This is a genomic window from Coprococcus hominis (ex Arizal et al. 2022) (genome assembly GCF_040094675.1).
Taxonomy (GTDB): Bacteria; Bacillota; Clostridia; order Lachnospirales; family Lachnospiraceae; genus Coprococcus_C; species Coprococcus_C hominis.
Genome location: NZ_JBBNHG010000034.1, coordinates 129,986 through 153,058 on the forward strand (window position 1 = coordinate 129,986; position 23,073 = coordinate 153,058).

35 protein-coding genes are annotated in these 23,073 nt (G+C 43.1%); all 35 read right to left on the reverse strand.

Annotated elements, in window-relative coordinates; all coding sequences use genetic code 11:
- Positions 1-48: 48 nt before the first annotated feature.
- A complete protein-coding gene (locus tag AAAT93_RS10310) occupies positions 49-585 on the reverse strand; it encodes a bL17 family ribosomal protein (RefSeq protein WP_021984672.1) in 537 nt (178 codons plus the stop codon).
- A gap of 66 nt (positions 586-651) precedes the next feature.
- Positions 652-1,608, reverse strand: a complete 957-nt coding sequence (locus tag AAAT93_RS10315; RefSeq protein WP_021984673.1) for a DNA-directed RNA polymerase subunit alpha — start codon at positions 1,606-1,608, stop codon at positions 652-654.
- 60 nt (positions 1,609-1,668) lie between these two features.
- Positions 1,669-2,262, reverse strand: coding sequence for a 30S ribosomal protein S4 (gene rpsD, locus AAAT93_RS10320; RefSeq protein ID WP_021984674.1), 594 nt, complete (start codon positions 2,260-2,262; stop codon positions 1,669-1,671).
- A 20-nt stretch (positions 2,263-2,282) separates the two neighbouring features.
- Positions 2,283-2,681, reverse strand: a complete 399-nt coding sequence (gene rpsK, locus AAAT93_RS10325; RefSeq protein ID WP_021984675.1) for a 30S ribosomal protein S11 — start codon at positions 2,679-2,681, stop codon at positions 2,283-2,285.
- Positions 2,682-2,696: 15 nt separating this feature from the next.
- Positions 2,697-3,065: a 30S ribosomal protein S13 gene (gene rpsM / locus AAAT93_RS10330; RefSeq protein WP_021984676.1), complete on the reverse strand. Its 369-nt coding sequence runs from the start codon at positions 3,063-3,065 to the stop codon at positions 2,697-2,699.
- A gap of 307 nt (positions 3,066-3,372) precedes the next feature.
- Positions 3,373-3,486 carry a 50S ribosomal protein L36 gene (gene rpmJ / locus AAAT93_RS10335; protein ID WP_117781418.1) on the reverse strand — a complete coding sequence of 38 codons (114 nt, stop codon included), beginning with the start codon at positions 3,484-3,486 and terminating at the stop codon, positions 3,373-3,375.
- Between the two features lie 83 nt (positions 3,487-3,569).
- Positions 3,570-3,788, reverse strand: coding sequence for a translation initiation factor IF-1 (infA, locus tag AAAT93_RS10340; RefSeq protein WP_021984677.1), 219 nt, complete (start codon positions 3,786-3,788; stop codon positions 3,570-3,572).
- 30 nt (positions 3,789-3,818) lie between these two features.
- The gene (gene map / locus AAAT93_RS10345) at positions 3,819-4,586 is read right to left on the reverse strand and encodes a type I methionyl aminopeptidase (RefSeq protein WP_021984678.1); all 768 of its coding nucleotides are present in this window, start codon (positions 4,584-4,586) and stop codon (positions 3,819-3,821) included.
- 20 nt (positions 4,587-4,606) lie between these two features.
- Positions 4,607-5,248, reverse strand: coding sequence for an adenylate kinase (locus AAAT93_RS10350; RefSeq protein ID WP_021984679.1), 642 nt, complete (start codon positions 5,246-5,248; stop codon positions 4,607-4,609).
- A gap of 117 nt (positions 5,249-5,365) precedes the next feature.
- Complete coding sequence (secY, locus tag AAAT93_RS10355; protein WP_021984680.1) at positions 5,366-6,679, reverse strand: preprotein translocase subunit SecY; 1,314 nt, start codon at positions 6,677-6,679, stop codon at positions 5,366-5,368.
- 1 nt (position 6,680) lies between these two features.
- A complete protein-coding gene (gene rplO / locus AAAT93_RS10360; RefSeq protein WP_021984681.1) occupies positions 6,681-7,121 on the reverse strand; it encodes a 50S ribosomal protein L15 in 441 nt (146 codons plus the stop codon).
- Between the two features lie 23 nt (positions 7,122-7,144).
- Entirely contained in the window at positions 7,145-7,327 is a 183-nt protein-coding gene (gene rpmD / locus AAAT93_RS10365) for a 50S ribosomal protein L30 (RefSeq protein WP_021984682.1), read from the reverse strand.
- A 14-nt stretch (positions 7,328-7,341) separates the two neighbouring features.
- On the reverse strand, positions 7,342-7,851 hold the full coding sequence (gene rpsE, locus AAAT93_RS10370; RefSeq protein WP_021984683.1) for a 30S ribosomal protein S5: 510 nt from the start codon (positions 7,849-7,851) through the stop codon (positions 7,342-7,344).
- A gap of 18 nt (positions 7,852-7,869) precedes the next feature.
- The gene (rplR, locus tag AAAT93_RS10375; protein WP_021984684.1) at positions 7,870-8,238 is read right to left on the reverse strand and encodes a 50S ribosomal protein L18; all 369 of its coding nucleotides are present in this window, start codon (positions 8,236-8,238) and stop codon (positions 7,870-7,872) included.
- Between the two features lie 17 nt (positions 8,239-8,255).
- On the reverse strand, positions 8,256-8,795 hold the full coding sequence (gene rplF / locus AAAT93_RS10380) for a 50S ribosomal protein L6 (protein WP_021984685.1): 540 nt from the start codon (positions 8,793-8,795) through the stop codon (positions 8,256-8,258).
- A gap of 44 nt (positions 8,796-8,839) precedes the next feature.
- On the reverse strand, positions 8,840-9,241 hold the full coding sequence (rpsH, locus tag AAAT93_RS10385) for a 30S ribosomal protein S8 (protein WP_021984686.1): 402 nt from the start codon (positions 9,239-9,241) through the stop codon (positions 8,840-8,842).
- 31 nt (positions 9,242-9,272) lie between these two features.
- Positions 9,273-9,458 carry a type Z 30S ribosomal protein S14 gene (locus AAAT93_RS10390; RefSeq protein ID WP_021984687.1) on the reverse strand — a complete coding sequence of 62 codons (186 nt, stop codon included), beginning with the start codon at positions 9,456-9,458 and terminating at the stop codon, positions 9,273-9,275.
- 13 nt (positions 9,459-9,471) lie between these two features.
- Positions 9,472-10,011, reverse strand: a complete 540-nt coding sequence (gene rplE, locus AAAT93_RS10395; RefSeq protein ID WP_021984688.1) for a 50S ribosomal protein L5 — start codon at positions 10,009-10,011, stop codon at positions 9,472-9,474.
- Positions 10,012-10,034: 23 nt separating this feature from the next.
- On the reverse strand, positions 10,035-10,352 hold the full coding sequence (rplX, locus tag AAAT93_RS10400) for a 50S ribosomal protein L24 (protein WP_021984689.1): 318 nt from the start codon (positions 10,350-10,352) through the stop codon (positions 10,035-10,037).
- Between the two features lie 12 nt (positions 10,353-10,364).
- Positions 10,365-10,733, reverse strand: coding sequence for a 50S ribosomal protein L14 (gene rplN, locus AAAT93_RS10405; protein ID WP_021984690.1), 369 nt, complete (start codon positions 10,731-10,733; stop codon positions 10,365-10,367).
- Positions 10,734-10,748: 15 nt separating this feature from the next.
- Positions 10,749-11,006, reverse strand: a complete 258-nt coding sequence (gene rpsQ, locus AAAT93_RS10410; protein WP_177982119.1) for a 30S ribosomal protein S17 — start codon at positions 11,004-11,006, stop codon at positions 10,749-10,751.
- A 21-nt stretch (positions 11,007-11,027) separates the two neighbouring features.
- Positions 11,028-11,237 carry a 50S ribosomal protein L29 gene (rpmC, locus tag AAAT93_RS10415; protein ID WP_021984692.1) on the reverse strand — a complete coding sequence of 70 codons (210 nt, stop codon included), beginning with the start codon at positions 11,235-11,237 and terminating at the stop codon, positions 11,028-11,030.
- On the reverse strand, positions 11,221-11,661 hold the full coding sequence (rplP, locus tag AAAT93_RS10420; RefSeq protein ID WP_021984693.1) for a 50S ribosomal protein L16: 441 nt from the start codon (positions 11,659-11,661) through the stop codon (positions 11,221-11,223). The genes rpmC and rplP overlap by 17 nt, the downstream gene beginning before the upstream one ends.
- Complete coding sequence (gene rpsC / locus AAAT93_RS10425; protein WP_021984694.1) at positions 11,661-12,326, reverse strand: 30S ribosomal protein S3; 666 nt, start codon at positions 12,324-12,326, stop codon at positions 11,661-11,663. The genes rplP and rpsC overlap by 1 nt, the downstream gene beginning before the upstream one ends.
- 10 nt (positions 12,327-12,336) lie before the next feature.
- Complete coding sequence (rplV, locus tag AAAT93_RS10430) at positions 12,337-12,723, reverse strand: 50S ribosomal protein L22 (protein WP_021984695.1); 387 nt, start codon at positions 12,721-12,723, stop codon at positions 12,337-12,339.
- A gap of 20 nt (positions 12,724-12,743) precedes the next feature.
- Complete coding sequence (gene rpsS / locus AAAT93_RS10435; RefSeq protein WP_021984696.1) at positions 12,744-13,025, reverse strand: 30S ribosomal protein S19; 282 nt, start codon at positions 13,023-13,025, stop codon at positions 12,744-12,746.
- A gap of 11 nt (positions 13,026-13,036) precedes the next feature.
- Positions 13,037-13,879 (reverse strand): 50S ribosomal protein L2, encoded by an 843-nt coding sequence (rplB, locus tag AAAT93_RS10440; protein WP_021984697.1) that lies wholly within the window; start codon positions 13,877-13,879, stop codon positions 13,037-13,039.
- Positions 13,880-13,940: 61 nt separating this feature from the next.
- Complete coding sequence (gene rplW / locus AAAT93_RS10445) at positions 13,941-14,240, reverse strand: 50S ribosomal protein L23 (RefSeq protein ID WP_021984698.1); 300 nt, start codon at positions 14,238-14,240, stop codon at positions 13,941-13,943.
- Positions 14,240-14,860, reverse strand: coding sequence for a 50S ribosomal protein L4 (gene rplD / locus AAAT93_RS10450; RefSeq protein ID WP_021984699.1), 621 nt, complete (start codon positions 14,858-14,860; stop codon positions 14,240-14,242). Before rplD ends, rplW begins: the two co-directional genes overlap by 1 nt.
- 29 nt (positions 14,861-14,889) lie before the next feature.
- Entirely contained in the window at positions 14,890-15,573 is a 684-nt protein-coding gene (rplC, locus tag AAAT93_RS10455) for a 50S ribosomal protein L3 (RefSeq protein ID WP_021984700.1), read from the reverse strand.
- Positions 15,574-15,677: 104 nt separating this feature from the next.
- A complete protein-coding gene (gene rpsJ / locus AAAT93_RS10460; RefSeq protein WP_021984701.1) occupies positions 15,678-15,989 on the reverse strand; it encodes a 30S ribosomal protein S10 in 312 nt (103 codons plus the stop codon).
- A gap of 385 nt (positions 15,990-16,374) precedes the next feature.
- Positions 16,375-17,250 (reverse strand): DUF6709 family protein, encoded by an 876-nt coding sequence (locus AAAT93_RS10465; protein ID WP_021984702.1) that lies wholly within the window; start codon positions 17,248-17,250, stop codon positions 16,375-16,377.
- A 25-nt stretch (positions 17,251-17,275) separates the two neighbouring features.
- Complete coding sequence (locus AAAT93_RS10470; protein ID WP_021984703.1) at positions 17,276-18,487, reverse strand: class I SAM-dependent methyltransferase; 1,212 nt, start codon at positions 18,485-18,487, stop codon at positions 17,276-17,278.
- A 149-nt stretch (positions 18,488-18,636) separates the two neighbouring features.
- Positions 18,637-20,799: a hypothetical protein gene (locus AAAT93_RS10475; RefSeq protein WP_021984704.1), complete on the reverse strand. Its 2,163-nt coding sequence runs from the start codon at positions 20,797-20,799 to the stop codon at positions 18,637-18,639.
- 35 nt (positions 20,800-20,834) lie between these two features.
- The gene (locus AAAT93_RS10480; RefSeq protein ID WP_021984705.1) at positions 20,835-22,925 is read right to left on the reverse strand and encodes an efflux RND transporter permease subunit; all 2,091 of its coding nucleotides are present in this window, start codon (positions 22,923-22,925) and stop codon (positions 20,835-20,837) included.
- Positions 22,926-23,073: the final 148 nt, after the last annotated feature.

Below are 23,073 nucleotides of genomic sequence, written 5' to 3' on the forward strand. Positions count from 1 at the left end.
AAAAAATAAACGGGCTGCCTTTCGACAACCCGTCTGGTTTTATATAGATTAAACTAACTCAAGAATAACCTTCATAGCACCGTCACCACGACGCTCGCCAATCTTAACGATACGTGTGTAACCACCCTTGCGGCTAGCATACTTTGCAGCATACTCGTCGAAGAGCTTAGCTGTAAGGTCTACCTTCTTTGTAGCAGCTTTCTTTCCTGCAGCATCTGTAGGAACCTCAACTACCGGGTAGAGAACCTTAAGCATCTGACGTCTAGCGTGCAGTCTGGAAGGCTGATCCTTCTTAACTGTCTTCTCAACTTCGTCGTACTGTGTAACCTTCTTACCATCTACAACTTCCTTGATACGCTTGCCATCTTTGTCCTTCTTAGCAACCTTAGCAGTTACCTTGATCTCGTCGAAGTTATCCTTCTCCTTAACAGCAAGTGTGATAAGGTGCTCAGCGATCTTACGAACTTCCTTCGCTCTAGCCTCTGTTGTCTCAATCTTTCCATGATAGAGAAGCTGTGTTACCTGATTACGAAGTAATGCGATTCTCTGATCAGACTTTTTACCAAGTTTTCTATACATTGCCATTTTAATTTTCCTCCTTACCCTTTCGGGTCTTCACTTTGCTTACTAATCCTTCGGCTTAAGTGGATATTATTCATCACCAGTACGAAGCGACAAACCAAGTTCTTTTAATTTAGCATAAACTTCATCGAGAGACTTACGACCAAGGTTACGAACCTTCATCATATCGTCCGGAGTCTTATTTGTCAATTCTTCAACTGTATTAATACCTGCTCTCTTCAAGCAGTTATAAGAACGAACGGAAAGCTCCAGTTCGTCGATACTCATCTCAAGTACCTTTTCCTTCTGATCGTCTTCCTTCTCTACCATAACGTCAACAGACTTAGCATTCTCTGAAAGATCGATGAAGAGATTCAAATGCTCACTGAGCACCTTTGCTGCAAGGCTGACTGCCTCATCTGGTGCCAATGTACCATTTGTAAATACATCAAGTGTAAGCTTGTCATAATCTGTAACCTGTCCGACACGTGTGTTCTGAACTGTCAGATTTACACGCTCCACAGGTGTATAGATAGAATCAACAGCGATTGCATCAATAGATGAATCAAGACCTTTGTTCTTGTCAGATCCAACGTAACCTCTGCCGTTTGTGATCAGAAGCTCCATCTCCAACTTTGCTTCCGGACCGCTCAAATTTGCGATTACCAAATCCGGATTCAAAATCTCAAGATCTGCATCTACCTGAATATCACCAGCCGTCACAACCTTATCACCTGAAGCATCAATATATGCAACCTTAGGCTCATTTGTTGTAGAATTGTTCTTGATGCAGAGATCCTTGATATTCATCACGATCTCTGTCACATCTTCCTTTACACCTGGAAGAGATGAGAACTCATGCAGAACGCCCTTAATCTTAACCTGACTAACTGCAGTTCCCGGAAGAGATGATAACATAATTCTACGAAGAGAATTACCAAGTGTAATACCATAGCCTCTTTCCAATGGCTCTACTACAAACTTACCATATTTGTTATCGTCTGAAATCTCTGCGATTTCAATTCTAGGTTTTTCAAATTCAAACACTACTGACCCTCCTTCTGGATAACTGGTGTTACTTAGCTACAAACCCTTTACTTACGCGAATTACTTAGAGTACAACTCGACGATAAGTGTATCGTTTACAGGTACGTCAATCTGCTCTCTGAGTGGAAGCTCCTTAACAGTTCCTGTCAATGTCTCAACGTCTGACTCCATCCAAGCTGGAGTAACAACGCCTGCGTTTGCCTCTACGATATTCTTAAATCCCTGAAGAGACTTGCTCTTCTCTTTGATTTCAATCTTATCACCAGCACTGATTCTGTATGAAGGAATATTTACGCACTTGCCATTAACCAATACATGCTTGTGATCAACGATCTGTCTGGCCTCACGTCTTGTTCTTGCAAATCCCATACGGAAAACTACGTTATCCAGTCTGGACTCAAGAAGGATCATAAGGTTTGGTCCTGTAAGACCTGGCATACGCTCTGCCTTTACATACAAGTTACGGAAAGGCTTCTCAAGCATACCATAAATAAACTTAGCCTTCTGCTTCTCACGAAGCTGTAATCCGTACTCACTTACTTTTCTGTTTGCTCTAGTCAATTTTCTTCTTGACTTCTTATTTACACCGAGAACGACTGGATCCATATCTAAGGATCTACATCTCTTGAGAATAGGTGTTCTATCTACTGCCATTATCATGTACCTCCTTATTATTAGACTCTTCTTCTCTTTGGTGGACGACATCCGTTATGTGGAACTGGAGTTACGTCTCTGATACTTAATACTTCCAAACCGCAGGCTGCGAGTGCACGGATAGCTGCCTCTCTACCTGAACCTGGTCCCTTAACCATAACATCTACTGACTTCAATCCATAAGGAAGAGCTGCCTTTGTAGCTGTCTCTGCTGCCATCTGTGCAGCATATGGTGTAGACTTTCTGGAACCTCTGAATCCAAGTCCACCTGCACTTGCCCAAGATAATGCATTACCTTCGGCATCTGTCAATGTAACGATTGTATTGTTAAAAGATGACTGAATATGAGCCTGTCCACGATCAACATTCTTTCTAACACGCTTCTTAGCCACTTTCTTAGTAGTAACTTTCTTAGCCATTAACCTGAACCTCCATTACTTCTTCTTATTTGCTACTGTTTTCTTAGGACCCTTACGAGTTCTTGCATTTGTCTTTGTCTTCTGTCCACGAACAGGTAATCCTCTTCTGTGACGGATACCACGGTAGCAACCGATTTCCTGTAAACGCTTAATGTTAAGAGCTACTTCTCTACGCAGATCACCTTCTACGACCTGAGTTTCGTTGATAACTTCGCTGAGTCTCTTAACCTCATCGTCAGTCAGATCACGAACTCTAGTGTCCGGATTTACGTTTGCTTCTTTCAGAATTCTTGTAGCTGATGTTCTTCCTATACCATAGATATAGGTAAGTCCGATTTCGATTCGCTTTTCTCTTGGTAAATCAACACCTGAAATACGAGCCATTCTTGTTATACCTCCGTAAAATAACTTAATGAAACAATTTTTGACACATGCTATGTGTCCAGCCGCTTTTATCAACTCCAGCCAAGAGCTGATGTCCGTTGTCGTCCACCCGAATACCGGCGTGGCGTCAATCGAAGTTGGTATGTAATGTGGAATACCATTACACGCACAAATACAAGGCATAGTTATAGATGGGCTATCATCCTACATACCTTGTTCCAACTGTCCTGTCAGATTGTAAGACCTAATGTCTAACAATGACCCATGTTCTATCATAAATGGCATTTATGACATACGCGAACATGAATTAACCCTGACGCTGTTTGTGCTTTGGATTTTCGCAGATTATACGAATACTGCCTTTTCTTTTAATGACTTTGCACTTATCGCAAATTGGTTTAACTGATGCTCTAACCTTCATTAAAATACTCTCCTTTCCAAAAAGTCCGCTACGAAAACCTATGATACCATTTTCCATAGCGAAATGCAAGTGAAAATGTAAATTTATTTTGCTCTCCAGGTGATTCTTCCTTTTGTAAGATCATATGGAGATAAAACCACGGTTACTTTGTCGCCCGGAAGGATTTTAATGTAATTCATTCTGAGCTTTCCACTGATATGGGCAAGTACCTTCAACCCATTCTCTAATTCTACCTGAAACATTGCGTTTGGAAGCTTCTCCAATACGGTTCCTTCCATTTCGATTTCGTCTGCCTTTGGCATATCATATCCTCCTTAATTTATTGATCTATATTATAATTCCAATCCCTCTGCACGTGATAAGATCTCTGGATCTCCCTCAGTTATCAGTACTGTATTTTCATAATGTGCGGAACGTGAGCCATCCATGGTAACGACTGTCCAGTCATCATTCAGCCAGCCAACCTGATAGCTTCCAATGTTGATCATCGGTTCAATCGCTATGACCATCCCCGGTTTTAACTTCGGGCCTTTGAACAGCTTCGGGTAATTCGGCACATTTGGTTCCTCATGGAGATGTGCGCCGACACCGTGTCCAACCAGATCACGGACAGCAGAATACCCTCTTTTCGTAACATACCCAAAAACCGCTTTGGATATATCATTTATATGATTGCCCGCCCGGCACTGTGCAAGCCCTTCAAAAAAGCTTTGCTTCGTTACCTCGATCAATTGCACCGATTCGGAATCGATCGTTCCGACACCATACGTTCTTGCAGCATCCGAGTGATATCCTTTGTATATAACTCCGGCATCGAGGCTTACGATATCGCCTTCCTGCAAAATCCGTTCTTTAGACGGTATGCCGTGTACAACCTCATCATTGACTGAGACACAGATGGACGCCGGATAGCCCTGATAATTCAGGAACGATGGTTCGCATCCGCAGCTTCGGATAAAATCCTCACCGCACTTGTCTATCTCATATGTGGATATGCCCGGTTTTATAATTTTCTTCAATTCCTCATGCGTTTTGGCGAGAATCTCTCCCGCCTTACGCATAAGCTCTATCTCATGTTCTGTTTTGATTATGATCGCCATTTTGAACTCCGATACAGATATTAACCTAAAATAGCTACAATCGCATCAAATACGTCCTTCATATCCTTTGTTCCGTCTACCTCTGCGATGACGCCCTTCTTTGTATAGAAGTCGATCAGTGGCTGTGTCTGCTCATGGTAAACCTTCAAACGGTTCAGGACTGTCTCCGGCTTGTCGTCGTCACGAAGGATCAGGTCTGCACCACAAGTATCGCACTTACCCTCAACCTTAGTTGGGTTGTATACGATATGATAGGTTGCACCACATCCTACACATGCGCGTCTGCCGGACATTCTATTTACAATGTTTTCATCTGGGACTTCCACGTTGACTGCATAGTCGATCTTCTCGCCATTTGCAGCAAGAGCAGCGTCAAGTGCCTCTGCCTGCGGAATGGTTCTTGGGAATCCGTCAAGGATGTAACCGTTCTTGCAGTCATCTGCCTTGAAACGATCCATGATCAGGTCTACAACCAGCTCATCTGGAACAAGTAATCCCTTGTCCATGTATTCCTTTGCCTTTGCGCCAAGCTCTGTACCGTTCTTGATATTGGCACGGAAGATATCTCCAGTCGAAATGTGTGGAATTCCGTACTTCTCAGCTAACATCTTTGCCTGCGTTCCCTTACCTGCACCAGGTGCGCCTAACATAATAATCTTCAAATTATTGTCCCTCCATACTTTTCTTTTCTATGCTTTTTGTTTCCGCAAAATTTATTTCCCTATAACTAGGAATAGGAATGTACCCATAGGATACACTCCTGCTTCCTTTTATTGACATTAATCATTCAAGAATCCTGAATAATTTCGTACAATCATCTTAGACTCGATCTGATCAATCGTCTCAAGAACTACACCTACGATAATGATGAGTGAGGTTCCGCCGAACGATACGTCCGCACCAAACATTCCGTTGAAGAAGATTGGGATGACCGCAACGATCAACAGACCAACCGCACCGATAAATACGATGTAATTCAGTATTTTATTTAAGTAATCCTGTGTCGGCTTACCAGGACGGATACCTGGAATAAATCCACCGCTCTTCTTTAAGTTGTTCGCTACTTCCATCGGGTTAAATGTTACCGATGTATAGAAATATGCGAAGAATACAACCAACAGGATGTATATAATCAGACCTACACTTGCCCATGGATATGCAGGGTTAAACCAGTAATTCGAATTCATACCTCTTAAAATCTTTGCCCATACACCGCTGGTGTTGATATTAAACAAATTCACAACAACCATTGGTACGGAAAGAATGGAAGAAGCGAAGATAACCGGGATAACGCTTGATGTGTTGACCTTCAGAGGAATATGACTCTGCTGTCCGCCCATCATTCTTCTTCCCTGTACCTTCTGTGCATGCTGTACCGGAATCTTTCTGACTCCGCCCTGTAACAAAACAACCAAAATTGTTGTTACAAGTATAACCGCCAGAATAATCGCACCTGCGATTACCTGATCTACAATATCCTGACCCTTCATGAACTTTGTATATAAGTCCGAAAAATCACTTGGCATTCTGGATACGATGTTTATCAACAGGATAATAGAAATACCGTTGCCAACACCTTTTTCCGTCACACGCTCACCAAGCCACATAACAAAGGCACTACCTGTTGTCAATGTAATGATAACAAGCAGATATCCAAGTGGTCCGGTTACTGTCATATAATGTCCACGGTCGAAACCAATGACAAGTCCGAGACTCTCGATTACTGCTAAAAAGATTGTTACATATCTTGTGATAGCTGTAATCTTCTTTCTTCCGTCCTCACCATCCTTCTGCATCTCCTCCAATGCTGGAATCGCAATAGTAAGAAGCTGGATGATAATGGAAGAAGTAATATATGGTGTTACATTCAATGCAAAAATAGACATCTGTGTGAAGGAACCACCGGTGAACGAGCTCAGGAAGCTGTTTGCATCACCGAGCGCGCTCTCCAAATATTCCTTGATTGCGACTGTATTCAGTCCCGGTACCGGGATCAACGAACCAAAACGGATGACTATCAGGACAAAGAATGTAAAGAGTAATCCCATACGGATCTCTTTGACCTTAAAAGCGTCACGTAAGGTTTTGAACATACTAAATCACCTCTGCTTTTCCACCAAGAGCTTCGATCTTCTCTGCAGCGGCCTTACTGAATGCATTCGCCTTAACAGTAAGCTTTTTAGTCAACTCTCCATTTCCTAAAATCTTAACACCATCTCTAGGGTTCTTTACAACACCTGCCTCGATCAATGAAGCTACAGATACTTCTGCGCCATCTTCAAATCTCTCGAGAACTGAAAGGTTGATTGCAACGATTTCCTTATGATTTCTGCTTGTGAATCCTCTCTTAGGGATTCTTCTGTAAAGTGGCATCTGTCCACCTTCAAAGCCTGGTCTTGGAGCTCCAGAACGAGCCTTCTGACCCTTGTGGCCCTTACCGGCAGTCTTACCATTTCCTGAACCATGTCCACGGCCTCTTCTGAAGCTATCGCTTGATACAGCGCCTTCAGCTGGCTTTAAACTTGATAAATTCATGACTGTTCCTCCTTCTAACAAAATTAAGCTTCTTCTACTTTTACTAAGTGACGAACCTGCTGTACCATTCCCATTGTAGCATCATTGTTTGGAAGTTCAACAGTCTTATGCATCTTTGTAAGACCAAGTGCTTTCACAGTTGCTCTATGCTTAGGAATTGCACCAATTGGTGACTTTACTAATGTTACTTTTACCTTATCTGCCATCTCAAATTACCTCCTTAGTTAAGAATCTCGTCTAAAGACTTACCACGGAGTTTTGCAATCTCTTCTGGGGACTTAATTGCCTTAAGACCCTCGATTGTAGCAAGAACAACATTCTGCTTGTTGTTAGAGCCGAGAGACTTTGTACGGATGTTCTTGTATCCTGCAAGCTCCAATACCTTACGAGCAGGACCACCAGCGATGATACCAGTACCTTCTGGTGAAGACTTCAGCAGAACGCTTGCGCTGCCGAACTTACCTGTATAATCATATGGAATACTTCCATTCTCATTGATATCAACTTTTACAAGTTTCTTGATTGCATCCTCTTTTGCCTTGCGGATTGCCTCAGGGACCTCAGCTGCCTTACCTAAGCCGGCACCTACGTGTCCGTTCTTATCTCCGACAACTACAAGAGCAGCAAATCTCATGTTACGTCCACCTTTTACAACCTTGGTGACACGCTTAATGTTTACTACGCTATCTTCCAATTCTAAATTAGAAGCATCGATAATTTCACGTTTCATGTGTTGTTCTCCTCCCTATTAGAATTCAAGACCAGCTTCTCTAGCAGCATCTGCTAAAGCCTGAATCTTACCCTGATATATAAAACCGCCTCTGTCAAAGACTACTTCCTTGATGCCTGCGTCAAGTGCCTTCTGTGCAATTACCTTGCCAAGATAAGCAGCTGCTGCTACATCATTTGTCTTCTCTAACTGATCCTTTACGTCCTTCTGAACTGTTGAAGCTGACACTAAAGTGTTACCAACTGTATCGTCAATAATCTGAGCGTACATATGATTATTACTTCTGAATACAGCAAGTCTTGGTCTTTCAGCAGTGCCGCTAAAACGGTTACGAACTCTTAAATGCTTCTTAATACGAATAGCACTTCTTGATTCCTTTTTAATCATATCTTTTCACTCCCTTATTATTTCTTACCAGTCTTACCAACTTTACGTCTGATAACTTCATCAACGTACTTGATACCCTTGCCCTTATATGGTTCTGGGGCTCTCTTCTCACGGATTTCGGCAGCATACTGGCCAACCTTTTCCTTGTCGATACCGCTAACAGTGATCTTGTTACCATCAACAGTTGTTGTGATTCCATCTGGATCAACCATCTCAACTGGATGTGAGTAACCAAGTGCAAGGTTCAGCTTGTTACCCTGCTTAGCTGCTCTGTAACCAACACCATTAACTTCCAAAACCTTTGTATAACCCTCAGTTACACCGATTACCATGTTGTGAATGAGAGTTCTTGTAAGACCATGAAGTGAACGCATCTTCTTCAAGTCGTTTGGTCTGTTTACGAGGATCTCTTCGCCTTCCTGCTTGATCTCCATCTCTGCTGGAAGTACTCTCTCAAGAGTTCCCTTTGGTCCCTTTACAGTCACCTTATTATTTTCTGCTATCTCAACAGTTACGCCTGCCGGAATAGCGATAGGCATTCTTCCGATTCGTGACATTTCGCCTTGTCCTCCTTAATTATTCTCTTGTGGAAAATCCCGACTTACCATACGAAAGCCAGTACTTCTCCACCAACATTTTCTTTTCTAGCTTCCTTATCTGTTAATACACCCTTATTTGTAGAGATGATTGCTGTACCGAGGCCACCGAGTACCTTTGGAAGCTCATCCTTTGATGCATATACACGAAGACCAGGCTTAGAGATTCTCTTAAGACCTGTAAGGATCTTCTCGTTCTTGTTTGCACCATACTTAAGTGTAATCTTGATTGTCTTGAAGTTTCCTTCCTCAACAACGTCAACTGCCTTGACATAACCTTCCTTGAGGAGAATGTCTGCAATCGCCAGCTTCATCTTAGAAGCAGGTATATCTACTGTATCATGTTTTGCAGTATTTGCGTTACGGATTCTTGTAAGCATATCTGCAATTGGATCGCTCATTGACATAGCTTTGTTTCCTCCTTATTCTTCTTCACTCTTACCAGCTTGACTTCTTAACGCCTGGTATCTGTCCCTTGTATGCTAACTCACGGAAACATACTCTACAAATTCCATATTTTCTCAAAACTGAATGTGGACGACCACAAATCTTGCAACGAGTGTACTCTCTGGTAGAAAACTTCTGAGGACGCTGCTGCTTAACCTTCATAGATGTTTTAGCCATAGTTCATTTCCTCCTACTTCTTAAATGGCATACCGAACAAAGTCAATAACTCACGAGCTTCCTCATCTGTCTCAGCCGTGGTAACGAAGATGATATCCATACCTCTTACCTTATCAACCTTATCGTACTCGATTTCAGGGAAAATAAGCTGCTCCTTGATACCTAATGCGTAGTTACCTCTACCATCAAAAGCATCCGGATTTACACCTCTAAAGTCACGTACTCGTGGAAGTGCAAGGTTTACAAGTCTGTCTGTAAACTCATACATCTTCTCACCACGAAGTGTTACCTTACATCCGATTGGCATACCTTCTCTTAACTTGAAGTTCGCTACGGACTTCTTAGCACGTGTTACAACTGCCTTCTGACCTGTGATTGTCTCAAGATCCTTGATTGCAGTATCTAAAACCTTTGCGTTTTCCTTTGCTTCTCCAACGCCCATGTTGATAACGATCTTATCAAGCTTTGGAATCTGCATTACATTCTTATATCCAAACTTCTTAACCATAGCATCTTTAATTTCGTTGCTATATAAATCTTTAAGTCTGCTCAAAATCTTCTGCCTCCTTCCCTATATTAATCGATAACTTCTGTCTTGCCATCGATCTTGGCTACTCTGACCTTATCCTTCTTCTCACCCTGGAAGCCAACGCGAACTGGCTTACCCTTGTAGAGATACATAACGTTTGAAAGGTCGATAGGAGCTTCCTTATCAATGATTCCGCCCTGCTGGTTCTGCATGCTTGGCTTGCTGTGCTTGTGAACGATGTTTACGCCCTCAACAAGAACCTTGTTGTTCTTAGCATCAACAGATAATACCTTACCTTCTTTGCCCTTATCCTTACCGGCAATGACCTGAACCATATCGTCTTTTTTAATCTTCATAGTTGCCATCGTCGCTACCTCCTATAATACTTCTGGTGCAAGAGACACGATCTTCATGAACTTCTTGTCTCTCAATTCTCTAGCGACAGGTCCAAAAATACGTGTTCCTCTTGGATTACCGTCATCCTTAATAATAACTGCTGCGTTCTCATCAAACTTGATGTAGGAACCGTCCTTACGACGAGCACCCTTCTTAGAACGTACAACTACGGCTTTCACAACATCACCTTTTTTTACAACTCCGCCTGGTGTTGCGTCTTTAACTGAGGCAACGATGACATCACCGATATTTGCATATCTTCTTGTAGAACCGCCTAATACACGAATGCAGAGGATTTCCTTAGCACCTGTGTTATCAGCAACTCTAAGTCTTGTTTCCTGCTGTACCATTTTGTCTGCGCCTCCTTACTTAGCCTTCTCGATAATCTCGACAAGTCTCCATCTCTTATCCTTTGACAAAGGTCTTGTCTCCATTACTCTTACTCTATCGCCAACTTTACACTCATTATTCTCATCATGTGCCTTGAGCTTGTAAGTTCTCTTTACAATCTTACCGTAAAGAGGATGCTTTACATTATCAACGATTGACACAACGATTGTCTTGTCCATCTTATCACTTGTAACTAAACCTACACGTGTTTTTCTCAGATTTCTGTCCACAATATGTTCCTCCTTTTACGATAATTATGCGTTCGCCTTCTGAGCGATCACTGTCTGAATTCTGGCAATGTTCTTACGAACAACCTTAATTCTGCTTGTATTCTCAAGCTGGTTAGTGGCGTTCTGGAATCTCAAGTTGAATAATTCCTTCTTAGCAGCTACTAACTCGCTCTGCAACTCTTCCAGAGACTTTGCGTTTAATTCGTTCTTATAATCCTTAAGCTTCACCGCCATTAACCTCCTTGTCTAAATCTGCTTTTGATACGATCTTACACTTTACAGGCAGCTTGTGTGTAGCGAGACGAAGGGCTTCCTTTGCTGTCTCTTCTGGCACACCAGCGATCTCAAACATAACTCTGCCTGGCTTAACAACTGCTACCCAGTACTCCAGAGCACCCTTACCAGAACCCATACGAGTTTCAGCAGGCTTTGCTGTTACCGGCTTATCTGGGAAAATCTTGATCCAGACTTTACCATTACGCTTTACATATCTTGTCATAGCGATACGGGCAGCCTCGATCTGGTTGGATTTGATCCAAGCAGGCTCAAGAGCTACGATACCATATTCACCGTTTGTAATCTTATTTCCACGAAGCGCCTTACCAGCCATAGTGCCTCTGAACTGCTTACGACGCTTTACTCTCTTAGGCATTAACATTATTTATCGCTCCCTTCCTTGTTTCCTTTAGTAGGAAGTACTTCACCGTGGTAAACCCATACCTTAACACCAACTTTACCATAAGTTGTGTTTGCCTCAGCAAAACCATAATCGATGTTAGCACGAAGAGTCTGAAGAGGAATCTTACCCTCTGTATAGAACTCTGTTCTAGCCATATCTGCACCGCCAAGACGTCCTGAACAGCAAGCCTTGATACCAAGTGCGCCCATCTTCATTGTTCTGCTCATGCAAGACTTCATAGCACGTCTGAATGAGATACGGTTCTCAAGCTGCTGTGCAATGTTCTCTGCTACTAACTGTGCATCAAGATCCGGCTTCTTAATCTCCTTGATGTCGATGAAAAGCTTCTTAGAAGTAAGCTTCTGAAGCTTAGCCTTGATCTCGTTGATTCCAGCGCCGCCCTTTCCGATTACTACACCAGGCTTAGCTGTATATAAGTTTACTCTTACCTTATCAGCTGTTCTCTCGATCTCGATCTTAGAGATGTTTGCTGAATAAAGCTCTTTCTTTAAAAACTCACGAATCTTATAGTCCTCAACAAGGTTATCTGAGAATTCTCCGTCCTTGGTATCAGCATACCACTTTGAATCCCAATCCTTGATGATTCCGACTCTTAAACCATGTGGATTAACTTTCTGTCCCATTGCTTACCTCCTATCTTGCATCCAGCACAACAGTGATGTGGCTTGTTCTCTTCTCGATTCTGTAAGCTCTACCCTGTGCTCTCGGCTGAATTCTCTTCATTGTTGGTCCTTTGTTTGCATAACACTCAGCGATGTAAAGGTCTTCTACCTTCATACCGTTGTTGTTCTCTGCATTCGCAATAGCGGACTTCAATAACTTCTCAATTACCTTTGATGCATAACGATTGTTGTAAGCAAGAATACCAAGTGCTGAAGTTACATCCTTGCCTCTGATCGCATCTAATACGAAACATGCCTTTGTTACTGATACTCTAGCGTATGAAACAGTAGCCTTAGGTCTTGTATCCTTATTCTCATTTCTGAGTCTCTTAATCTGGGATCTATGTCCTTTTGCCATGAATGTGTCCTCCTTTCGACTTATCTCTTCTTACCCTTCTTCTCATCCTTGCCATGTCCTCTGTATGTTCTTGTTGCAACGAACTCACCGAGCTTATGGCCAACCATATCCTCAGTTACATATACAGGCACATGCTTTCTTCCATCATATACAGCGATTGTATGACCAACGAATGATGGGAAGATTGTTGAACGACGTGACCATGTCTTAATGACGTCCTTCTTGTTGTCAGCGTTCATAGCATCTATCTTCTTTAACAAATAACCATCTGCAAATGGTCCTTTCTTTAATGAACGAGCCATAACTTACCTCCTTACTTAACGTTCTTACCGTCTCTTGTTCTTACAATGTACTTGTTAGACTGCTTGTTCTTCTTTCTGGTCTTAAGTCCCAGTGCCGGCTTACCCCAAGGAGTAGATGGGCCAGAACGACCGATCGGTGCTCTACCTTCACCACCACCATGTGGGTGATCGTTCGGGTTCATAACAGAACCACGTACTGTTGGGCGGACACCCATGTGACGCTTACGTCCTGCTTTACCGATGTTAACAAGTCCGTGCTCGATATTACCAACCTGACCGATTGTTGCACGGCAAACGATAGGAACCATTCTCATTTCGCCGGATGGAAGTCTGAGTGTTGCATACTTGCCTTCCTTTGCCATGAGCTGAGCGGAGTTACCTGCGGAACGTACAAACTGTGCGCCCTTTCCAGGATAAAGCTCAATGTTGTGAATCTCAGTACCAACTGGGATGTTCTCAAGTGGTAAGCAGTTACCAATCTTGATTTCTGCATTTGCACCATTCATAAGCTCGTCGCCAACCTTAAGTCCAACTGGAGCAATGATATATGCCTTCTCACCGTCTGCATAGTGAAGCAGTGCGATGTTTGCTGTTCTATTTGGATCGTACTCGATTGCAGCTACCTTAGCAGGGATATCATCTTTTCTTCTCTTGAAGTCGATCATTCTGTACTTCTGTCTGTTTCCGCCGCCGTGATGTCTTACTGTAATCTTACCCTGATTGTTACGTCCTGCAGTCTTATCCTTCTTTGCAAGAAGTGATTTCTCTGGAGTGCTCTTTGTGATCTCCACGAAATCAAGACCTGTCATATTCCTTCTGGAAGGTGTATATGGGTTATATGTCTTAATTCCCATTTTAGTTCTCCTTTCGAATCTCAATTTATTATCGTGCTTTTATTGCACATAGCTTTTAATCTTAAAGACCTTCGAACAATTCGATATCTGCGCTCTCAGCTGTAAGCTGAACGATTGCCTTCTTAGTCTTTGCTGTCTTGCCGTAAGTCATACCACGTCTCTTAGTCTTACCATCCTGATTCAATGTGTTGACCTTAGCAACCTTTGCTCCCTCGAACATCTTCTCTACAGCTTCCTTAACCTGAGCCTTGGTAGCTTCTGGATGAACAAGGAAAGTGTACTTCTTCTCAGCCATAGCGTTCATACTCTTCTCTGTAAGAACCGGCTTAAGGATAACGTCATAATATTTGATATCTGCCATTATGCATACACCTCCTCGATTGCTGCTACTGCATCCTTTGTGATTACGAGTGAATCATACTTAAGAATGTCATATACGTTGATTGAGTTTGTCATAGTTGTCTTAACTGTTGGGATGTTTCTAGCTGAAAGAACAACCTTCTCATCCTTATCCTTTGTTACAACCAAAGCCTTAGGTGCTTTTAAGTTGTCAAGGATCTGAGCAAACTTAGATGTCTTGATCTCATCAAGCTTGAACTCATCAACTACGATAAGCTTAGAATCCTGAACCTTTGATGTGAGTGCAGACTTGATAGCGATCTGCTTCTCTCTCTTGTTCATCTTCATAGAGTAATCTCTTGGCTTTGGTGCAAATACAACACCACCGCCTGTCCACTGTGGAGATCTTGTAGAACCCTGTCTTGCATGACCTGTTCCCTTCTGTCTCCAAGGCTTTCTTCCGCCACCAGATACTTCAGAACGTGTCTTTGCGCTCTGTGTACCCTGACGACCGTTTGCTAACTGGCTTACAACTGCCAGATGTACTAAATGCTCATTTATCTCAACACCGAATACGTTGTCGTTAAGCTCAAGCTTATCTACTTCTTTACCTTCGATGTTATAAACTGCTACTGTTGCCATCTAATGATCCTCCTTCCTGAAAGCCCGGCTTATTTGCCAGTCTTTACTGTTTCCTTAATCATTACTAATGATTTCTTTGGTCCAGGTACGGCACCCTTCACCAAAATTACGTTGTTCTCTACATCTATCTTAACAATCTCAAGGTTCTGTACTGTAACTCTTACATTACCCATATGTCCAGGCATCTTCTTACCCTTGAATACTCTACCTGGTGTAGTTGCAGAACCGTTGGAACCTGCATGACGATGATACTTAGAACCATGAGCGGAAGGACCAGACTTCATACCGAATCTCTTGATACCGCCTGCGTATCCCTTACCCTTTGACTTTGCAGTAACATCAATCTTGTCACCCTCTGCAAAGATATCAGCCTTGATCTCATCACCTGCGTTGTAATCAGCTACGTTCTCAAGTCTGAACTCACGAACGAACTTCTTAGGTGTTGTGCCAGCCTTCTTGAAGTGGCCAACCTCTGCCTTACCAGCGCCATGTGGGTTTCTGATTACTTTCTTTCCAGAAACATCCTTTGTTGTTACTCTTTCTTTCTTTTCGCCGAAACCAACCTGTACTGCATCGTAACCGTCGTTATCAACTGTTTTTACCTGAGTTACAACACATGGTCCAGCCTGTAAAACTGTTACTGGTGTTAAAACACCGTCTTCGTTGAAGATTTGAGTCATTCCGACTTTTGTTGCTAAAATAGCCTTCTTCATGAAATTTTTCCTCCTAATTTTAATTCACAGCGGATTGCCGGAGCAATCATTCTAAATTCGCTTTCGCGTAATTAGGTACTGCAATAAACATTTTGATTGATGAATTACTTCATCTTTACATTAACATATACACCAGCTGAAACATCAAGCTTCTGAAGAGCATCGATTGTCTTCTGTGATGGTGTAAGTACATCAATGAGTCTCTTGTGAGTTCTCTGCTCGAACTGTTCTCTGGAATCCTTATACTTATGAACAGCTCTGAGGATTGTGATCTTCTCAACCTTTGTAGGCATTGGAACAGGACCTGAAACCTTTGCTCCTGTACTCTTGATCGTCTCGATGATCTGCTTTGCAGCCTGATCGATTAACTTGTGATCGTACGCCTTCAATGTGATTCTCATTACTTGACTTGCCATAAAAAAAGCCGCCTCCTTTTCGCACTTTTTGTAGTACGACAAGTGGTGACTGTACAACTTTCCCGTGTGTTTCTTATCTTATCTCACACCAAGGTGTTTCAGATATCTTCACACGTCATCTCTGGCATTGCCAGATGGTTATTGAGTACAGTGACTTGTCGCCAGTTATCGTTAATTGACATTCGCTCCACGAAAAACCTATGTCATGCATAGCAACCTTCGCTTCTACGCTATCAATGTCACAGCAAGGGTTATTATACTCAATACCACCTGTAAATGCAAGAGTTTTTTTTATTTTTTTGTATTTTTTTCGATACGCTGGTATTGTCTGCCAGATTCCGTATCTTTTTGATATTTTTGTGTGTTTCTTCTATAATAATGTCTGTTATGAATACGGATTGTTGTCTGTATTCTGTCCCGGTGTATATGGAACACTTGGTGCACCATCCGGTGTCTGGTTGTAAGTCTGATTTGGTGCCTGTCCATATCCTGCATCCGGTGTCTGGTTATATGCCTGTCCAGTGACTGGATTTACCACACCTGCATCATATGGCTGTCCGGTTACCGGATTCACATACGGATTGCCCGGCTGTCCCATCGCCGGTGTTGCATTTGTATAAGCAAGATTCTTCTCATTCTTAATCTGTTTGTTAATCTTTGCGAATGCAATTATACAGAGCACGCCGATTGCCAGAGCGCCAAGCACGATCATCCAGCCAAAAAATCTTGTCTGCGTAGCATCGACTGCAACCGTATAATAATCGCAGTAATCTGCAATGCCGGATGACGCCAGTGCATCTCTGTAATAGCCTTCGATTTCCGGATCCAGTGTACGAATCTGTCCTTCGATTGCAATTGCATCGCTGAAGTTTGCATTATCATCATTTGCAAGCTCGTCTAACTTCTTAATCGTTTTCTTGTTCTTCACGGTAAGTACGATAATCTTCGCATCCGTAATATCATCCATGTTATCATCACCAAGTACGATCGCGTAATGCTGTTCCTTGCCTGCCGGGATAATGCCATTGATGTAATGCTTTGTCTCTGCGAAGTTACCAAGTACAAGGTAACTGTCTGTTCTTACGTGATCGTCCTTCTGCGGGCGGACATTGGCTGCAATCTCATTCAAATCTTTTGCTTTGCCTCCAAGCAGATAATCCATGTCCCCGATGAAGCACATGATTGCCAGCAGCACGAAAATAATTCCGACGATCAGGCTGACGATTGCACCGCCTTTTTTGTTCTCTTTCTTTGGTTTCATAATTTTTCCTCCTCTTCCCTCTCTTTTACTTTAGTAGATTATATATAGAAGGAACGATGTGCATCTCCTCGCACATGCGTTCAACTTCCTGTAAACTGCGCTCCCGTTTTTCTTTCGGGATTGCAGATTTTACAGCACGTATCAACAGATTCTTCGGTGAATGTGCAAAATCCACAAACTCCAGAATCTGTGTCTTGTACCCACGGTACGTTAGCATATTGGCACGTATCGCATCCGTCGCAAGTGCCGCCATACGTTCTTTGATGATGCCATATTCCATCATCGGTGCCAGCAATTCGCTTTCGATCTGTCCGTTTACTTCATGCTGGCAGCACGGCACAGATAAAATATATTTTGCATTCCACTGTACAGCGTTGAACAACGCATAATCAGTCGCCGTATCGCACGCATGCAATGTCACAACCATGTCAACCGGCATTTTCGTCTTATAGCCGTTGATATCTCCAAGTTCAAAATGCAGATGGTCATAGCCGTACTTCTCCGCCGTCTCATTGCAGTGTTTTATCACATCCGCTTTCAGATCCAGTCCGATGATTTCCGCCTTTTTCTTTCGGATTTCTACTATATAATAATAGAGGACAAAGGTGAGATAGGATTTGCCGCATCCGAAATCAAGAATATAGATTTCATCCTTTGTTTCATTTTTCAGCACATCATCAACAAGCTCCACGAAGCGATTGATCTGTTTGTACTTGTCATACATGGAACGGACAACCTTTCCCTCTTTCGTGAATATCCCCATATCCACAAGTGGCGGAACTGTCATGCCCTCCTGTAAAATATAATTCTTCTTCCGGTTGTGTTCGCCCCGGCGGCTGTTCATCTTATCTGCCAGGTCCGCTACATCGCTGCCGCTTGTCTTCGCCAGTTTTGATGTTCCCGACTGTTTTGCCGGAAGTCTGGTTGCGTTCGTCAGCAGTTTGCCTTTCTTCGTCATCTTAAAACTATATTCTTTTTCTTCTGTGAATATATTCATCTGGCACAGATGCTCCGGGAAATGCACAAGCAGCTTGTCTGCAAGTTCCTCTACATCAACATTTTCCTGAAAGACCTGCTTTTCCGTGTACGCCGCAATCTGGCAAAGTTCTTTCCCACGCACAGTCGTCCATGTGACTTCCACTTTTCGATATTGATATGTCTTATCCAGCCGGTTACTCACGATGATCCGCGTCATCTGCGGAAGCAGCCGCTCGATCTGTTCTTTTATTTTCTCCATAGCAAGCCTCTTTTTCCCATATATGGCTTTATTATATCCGACCACTCTACATGTTTCAACTGTATTTTTCTTTAAATACAAGAAAACGCGCCGGCTTGTGCCGACGCGTTTTGCGGGGGAGAAGAATTGGTTGTTGAAACCAATGTATATTACTCAGCAGCTATAGCTGCTGTCTTGATAATGAATTTTGTCACACCGGCTGTGTTGTCTGACTTTCCACCGAAGCTGTCATACTCGGTTGCTGCTTCCATTGCTGCCTGCAGTCTCTCAACAGAATCCTTCACATCGCCGTTGTATGCGCTGATCATCTTCTTGATTGCCTCATTGTTCAAAGTTACAAGGCTCTCATTCAAGGTACCTGCGCCATCTGCTACCTGTGATGCGCCATCTGCCAGTGTCACAGCACCATCCTTCAACTGTCCGGCACCACTTGCCAATGCATTTGCGCCACTTACCAACTGGCTGATACCATTCTTCAATGCTGGTATCGAGCCTGCCAGAGTTGATGTTCCCTGTGCCAGTGCATTTGCGCCGCTTACTAAGCTGTAACCATTTGCCTGTGTTGCTTCGATCTGGGAAGCAATCGTTGCCTTTGCTGTCTCAGCGCCCTGTACGGCTGCCTGACCGGCTGCCTGAGAAGCTGCCTGTGTGGCTGCTGACTTACATGCATCTACAACGGACTGACCGATGGCTGCCTTGCCGCCTTCTGCAAGAGATGTGGTTGTTTGCTGCGCCATCTGCTTGAATGCGCCCTGTACACTTGCAGCAACTCCTGCTTGCAGTTCTGCATTCTGAAGCGCACCATTATATGCCTGATTAAACGCCGTCTGATAATCCAGATTATATGCCTGCATCAATTTTGGAGCATTCTCCGTAGCATATTCCATCGCCTTGGATGAAAGTGCTGCATTATAAAATGCTGTATATGCGTCAGAATTAATGTATGCCTGCGCAATCTGATCCGTTGCATTACTCATACTTGTTGTGTAATTGTTTACTGCTGAATTATAAATATAATTGTATGTGTCCGTTCCTGCTGCGAACTGTGCTTCCACGCTTGCAGAAACCTGTGAAGCTGCCTGCTTTGCGACAGCAGCCTGCTCTTCTTCTGTCATCTTTGTGTTAACGGCTGTATCCAGTGTATTGACACCTGCTGCGATTGCCTGTGCACTCTGGTTGATTACGCTGACGCCATTTGAAAGATCTCCAGAGGAACTTGACAGGCTTTCCATACCTGCCTTCAGGCTTCCGGCACCGGATGTCAGATCACCCATCTTATCTGCCAATGTACCTGCGCCATCGGATACCTGTGTTGCTCCATCGGAAAGCTCACCAGAACCATCTGCTAACTGATCACCAGCACTGCTCAGGCTGTCTGTCAGCTTATCGAGGTCTGTCAGATCCACGCCGCCGGAGAAATTCATCTCAGAGCCATTGACAAGCAGTGTCACTGTCATATCCAGTGAGAAGTCTGTCACATCTGCACTCACCTCTACATATTCCGGAATCTCTGTATCCAGATCTGCGGCTGCATCCTTTACGCCATCATCCAGTCCAGGAATTGCATAACCGACAACGATATTGCTCTCACCCTGTGCGAGGTATTTACCATTTGTAACCTGAATATTCTTGAAGTTGTCGCCAAGCACCATGCCGGATACTGCAACGAATGGTACGGAGATATCCTCGTCCTTGCCATTTACTTCCTTCGTTACTGTTTCGTTGCTTGTATAATCCAGACGAATCTTTACCTTACCACTCTTACCTGCCAGGTCTTCTGGAGAAATTTCATTTCCATCCAGATAATAAGTTGCCTTCACAGAGACCGGAAGCTCCTTATCCGTTGTTCCCTGATAGCTGATCTCATTTCCGGCAGCATCCCATGTGATCTTGTTGCCGTTCTGTGTAAATGTCTCGTCGCCCTTGACATTTACGATATCCTTCAGATCGGTTGTATCTTCAATCTTGTCGCTCTTGTCACGGTTCTTCAATGTCTCATTGACTAAGATGTTATCGACATCGCCATTTGCCTTAGCAAATACATAAACGGTCTCGTCCTTGTCGACATCCTTCTCTGTCATATTTACATTTTCAGCGAGCGTATCTGCCAGCTCATCCGTATTCATGACTGTCGTTGCGTCGGTATCGCTTGCCTTATCATCTCCGGCAAGGTATTCCTTGTCATACTTTGTCACATCTGTACTGCCTGTGATTCCGGCTACGCAGGAAGCCACTGCCAGTGAAACAGCTCCGGCAGAACCTGCGATATACTTTGTCGTTTTCTTCCATTCTTTCTTATTTAAACGCTTCATAACGTATTCTCCTTTCGAAATGCTTTCCAACCTGATTACTGTTCGATCTGTTTTTCTTTGTTTCGGAAGCCTGCGCTTGTATGAATGATGACCTTATCGAAGATCATAAACATCGTTGGCAGCAACAGAATAACAACTACCATACTGATTAACGCACCGCGTGCCATCAATGTACACAGAGAGCTGATCATATCAATATTTGAATAAAGGCCAACACCGAATGTCGCTGCAAAGAAGCTCAACGCACTGACAACGATTGACTGTACAGAACCCTGCATTGCCTCGATCACTGCTTCCTTCTTCTCTGCGCCATGATATCTCGCACGTTTATATTTGTTCGTCATCAGGATCGCATAGTCAACGGTCGCACCAAGCTGTATCGTTCCGATTACGATTGACGCGATAAACGGAAGTGTCGTCTTGGTATACGTTGGAATACCCATGTTGATGAAAATCGCAAACTCAATGACGGATACCAATATAATTGGAAGCGTAATAGACTTGAATACGATTGCGATAATAATGAAGATCACGCCGATGGATACCGCACTAACCATCTTGAAATCCTCATCGGTAATATCAATCAGATCCTTTGTACAAGGTGCTTCACCGATCAGCATACCAGTCTCATCATATTCCTTTACAATCTTCTTTAATGTATCACACTGTGCATTGACCTCATCCGAAGCAACTGCATATTCGGACATGATCAACATCATCTTATAGTCGCCACTCTCAAATACATCTACGATATCACTTGGAAGCATAGACTTTGGAATCGTCGTTCCGATCACGCTGTCCAGACTCAGTACCGCATTGACACCGTCGACCTGTTCCATCTCTTTTGTCATCTTCACAACATCTTTGCTTGAAGTATCCTTATTTAAAAGTACCATGTGAGTTGCACCCATGTGATACTGTTCTTCCAGCTTGTCGTTCGCTGTGATACTCTCCAAGCTCTTCGGCAGTGTACCTGCCAGATCATAATATACGGTATTATGTGTATATCCATAAATGGCTGGGCCAATCAGGATAAAGAACAGGATAATAAATATGTAGAAATGATTTACTACCCATTTCGATATTCTGGAGAGATCCGGCAAAATAACCTTATGCTTTGTCTTCTCGATTGCCTTGTCGAAAATCAAAACCATAGATGGCAATACGGTTACACAACAGATAACTCCAAATACAACACCCTTTGCCATAACCACACCAAGATCCATACCAAGTGTGAAGCTCATGAAGCAAAGTGCGATAAATCCGGCTACGGTTGTGATGGAACTACCAACAACAGATGAAATCGTGTTGGAAATTGCATGTGCCATCGCACGGTTCTTATCACCCGGATATACCTGCTGCTTCTCTTCGTAGCTGTGCCACAGGAAGATCGAGTAATCCATCGTAACGCCTAACTGCAAAACCGCCGCCAGTGCCTGTGTCACGTAGGAGATTTCTCCCTTGATCACGTTCGTACCTAAGTTATAAACAATCGCCATACCTATACTCAACAGGAAGAAAACCGGGATGATAGCGGAATCCATCGCAAGCGCCAGAACGATCGTCGAAAGAATAACCGCGATCAATACATAGATCGGTGTTTCTTTGTTGGAGAGGTTCTTCGTATCTGTAACGACTGCAGACATACCTGAGAGGAAGCACTGCTTGTTCATAACCTTACGCAGGCTTTCGATCGCTTCCATTGTCTCATCTGCAGAAATGGAATTCGGATACAAGACAAACATGATTGTCGAATCTGCATCCTTATTTACAAATACATCCTTGATGCTGTCCGGAAGTAAATCGATCGGAACGGACAAGTCCATGAAGGAGTCATACCATAAAACATCCTTGACTCCCTCGACCTTGCACATTTCCTTACGCATAGCAGATATGTCTTTGTCTGACATACCTTCTACCACGCACACGGAAAATGCACCGGTACCAAATTCGTCCACCATGATCTCCTGACCTTTCATCGTCTCGATGTCGTCCGGAAGATAATTTAAAATGTCGTAGTTTACACGAGTGTGAAAATATCCAAATGCTGACGGAATCAAAAGCAGGACTGCTATCACCAGAATCAGTACTTTGTGTTTCACTACCCATTTACCAAAATGAATCACGAGTCATCCACCTTTCTTTCTTCTTTTTATTCTCTCATCTTCATTGCACCCCTATAATAAAAAAAGGATTGAATATATTGAATATTCAATCCAAGTTGTTTGTTTGTGTTTTCTATACATAAATCTAAATGTGTTTATTTTGCTATAC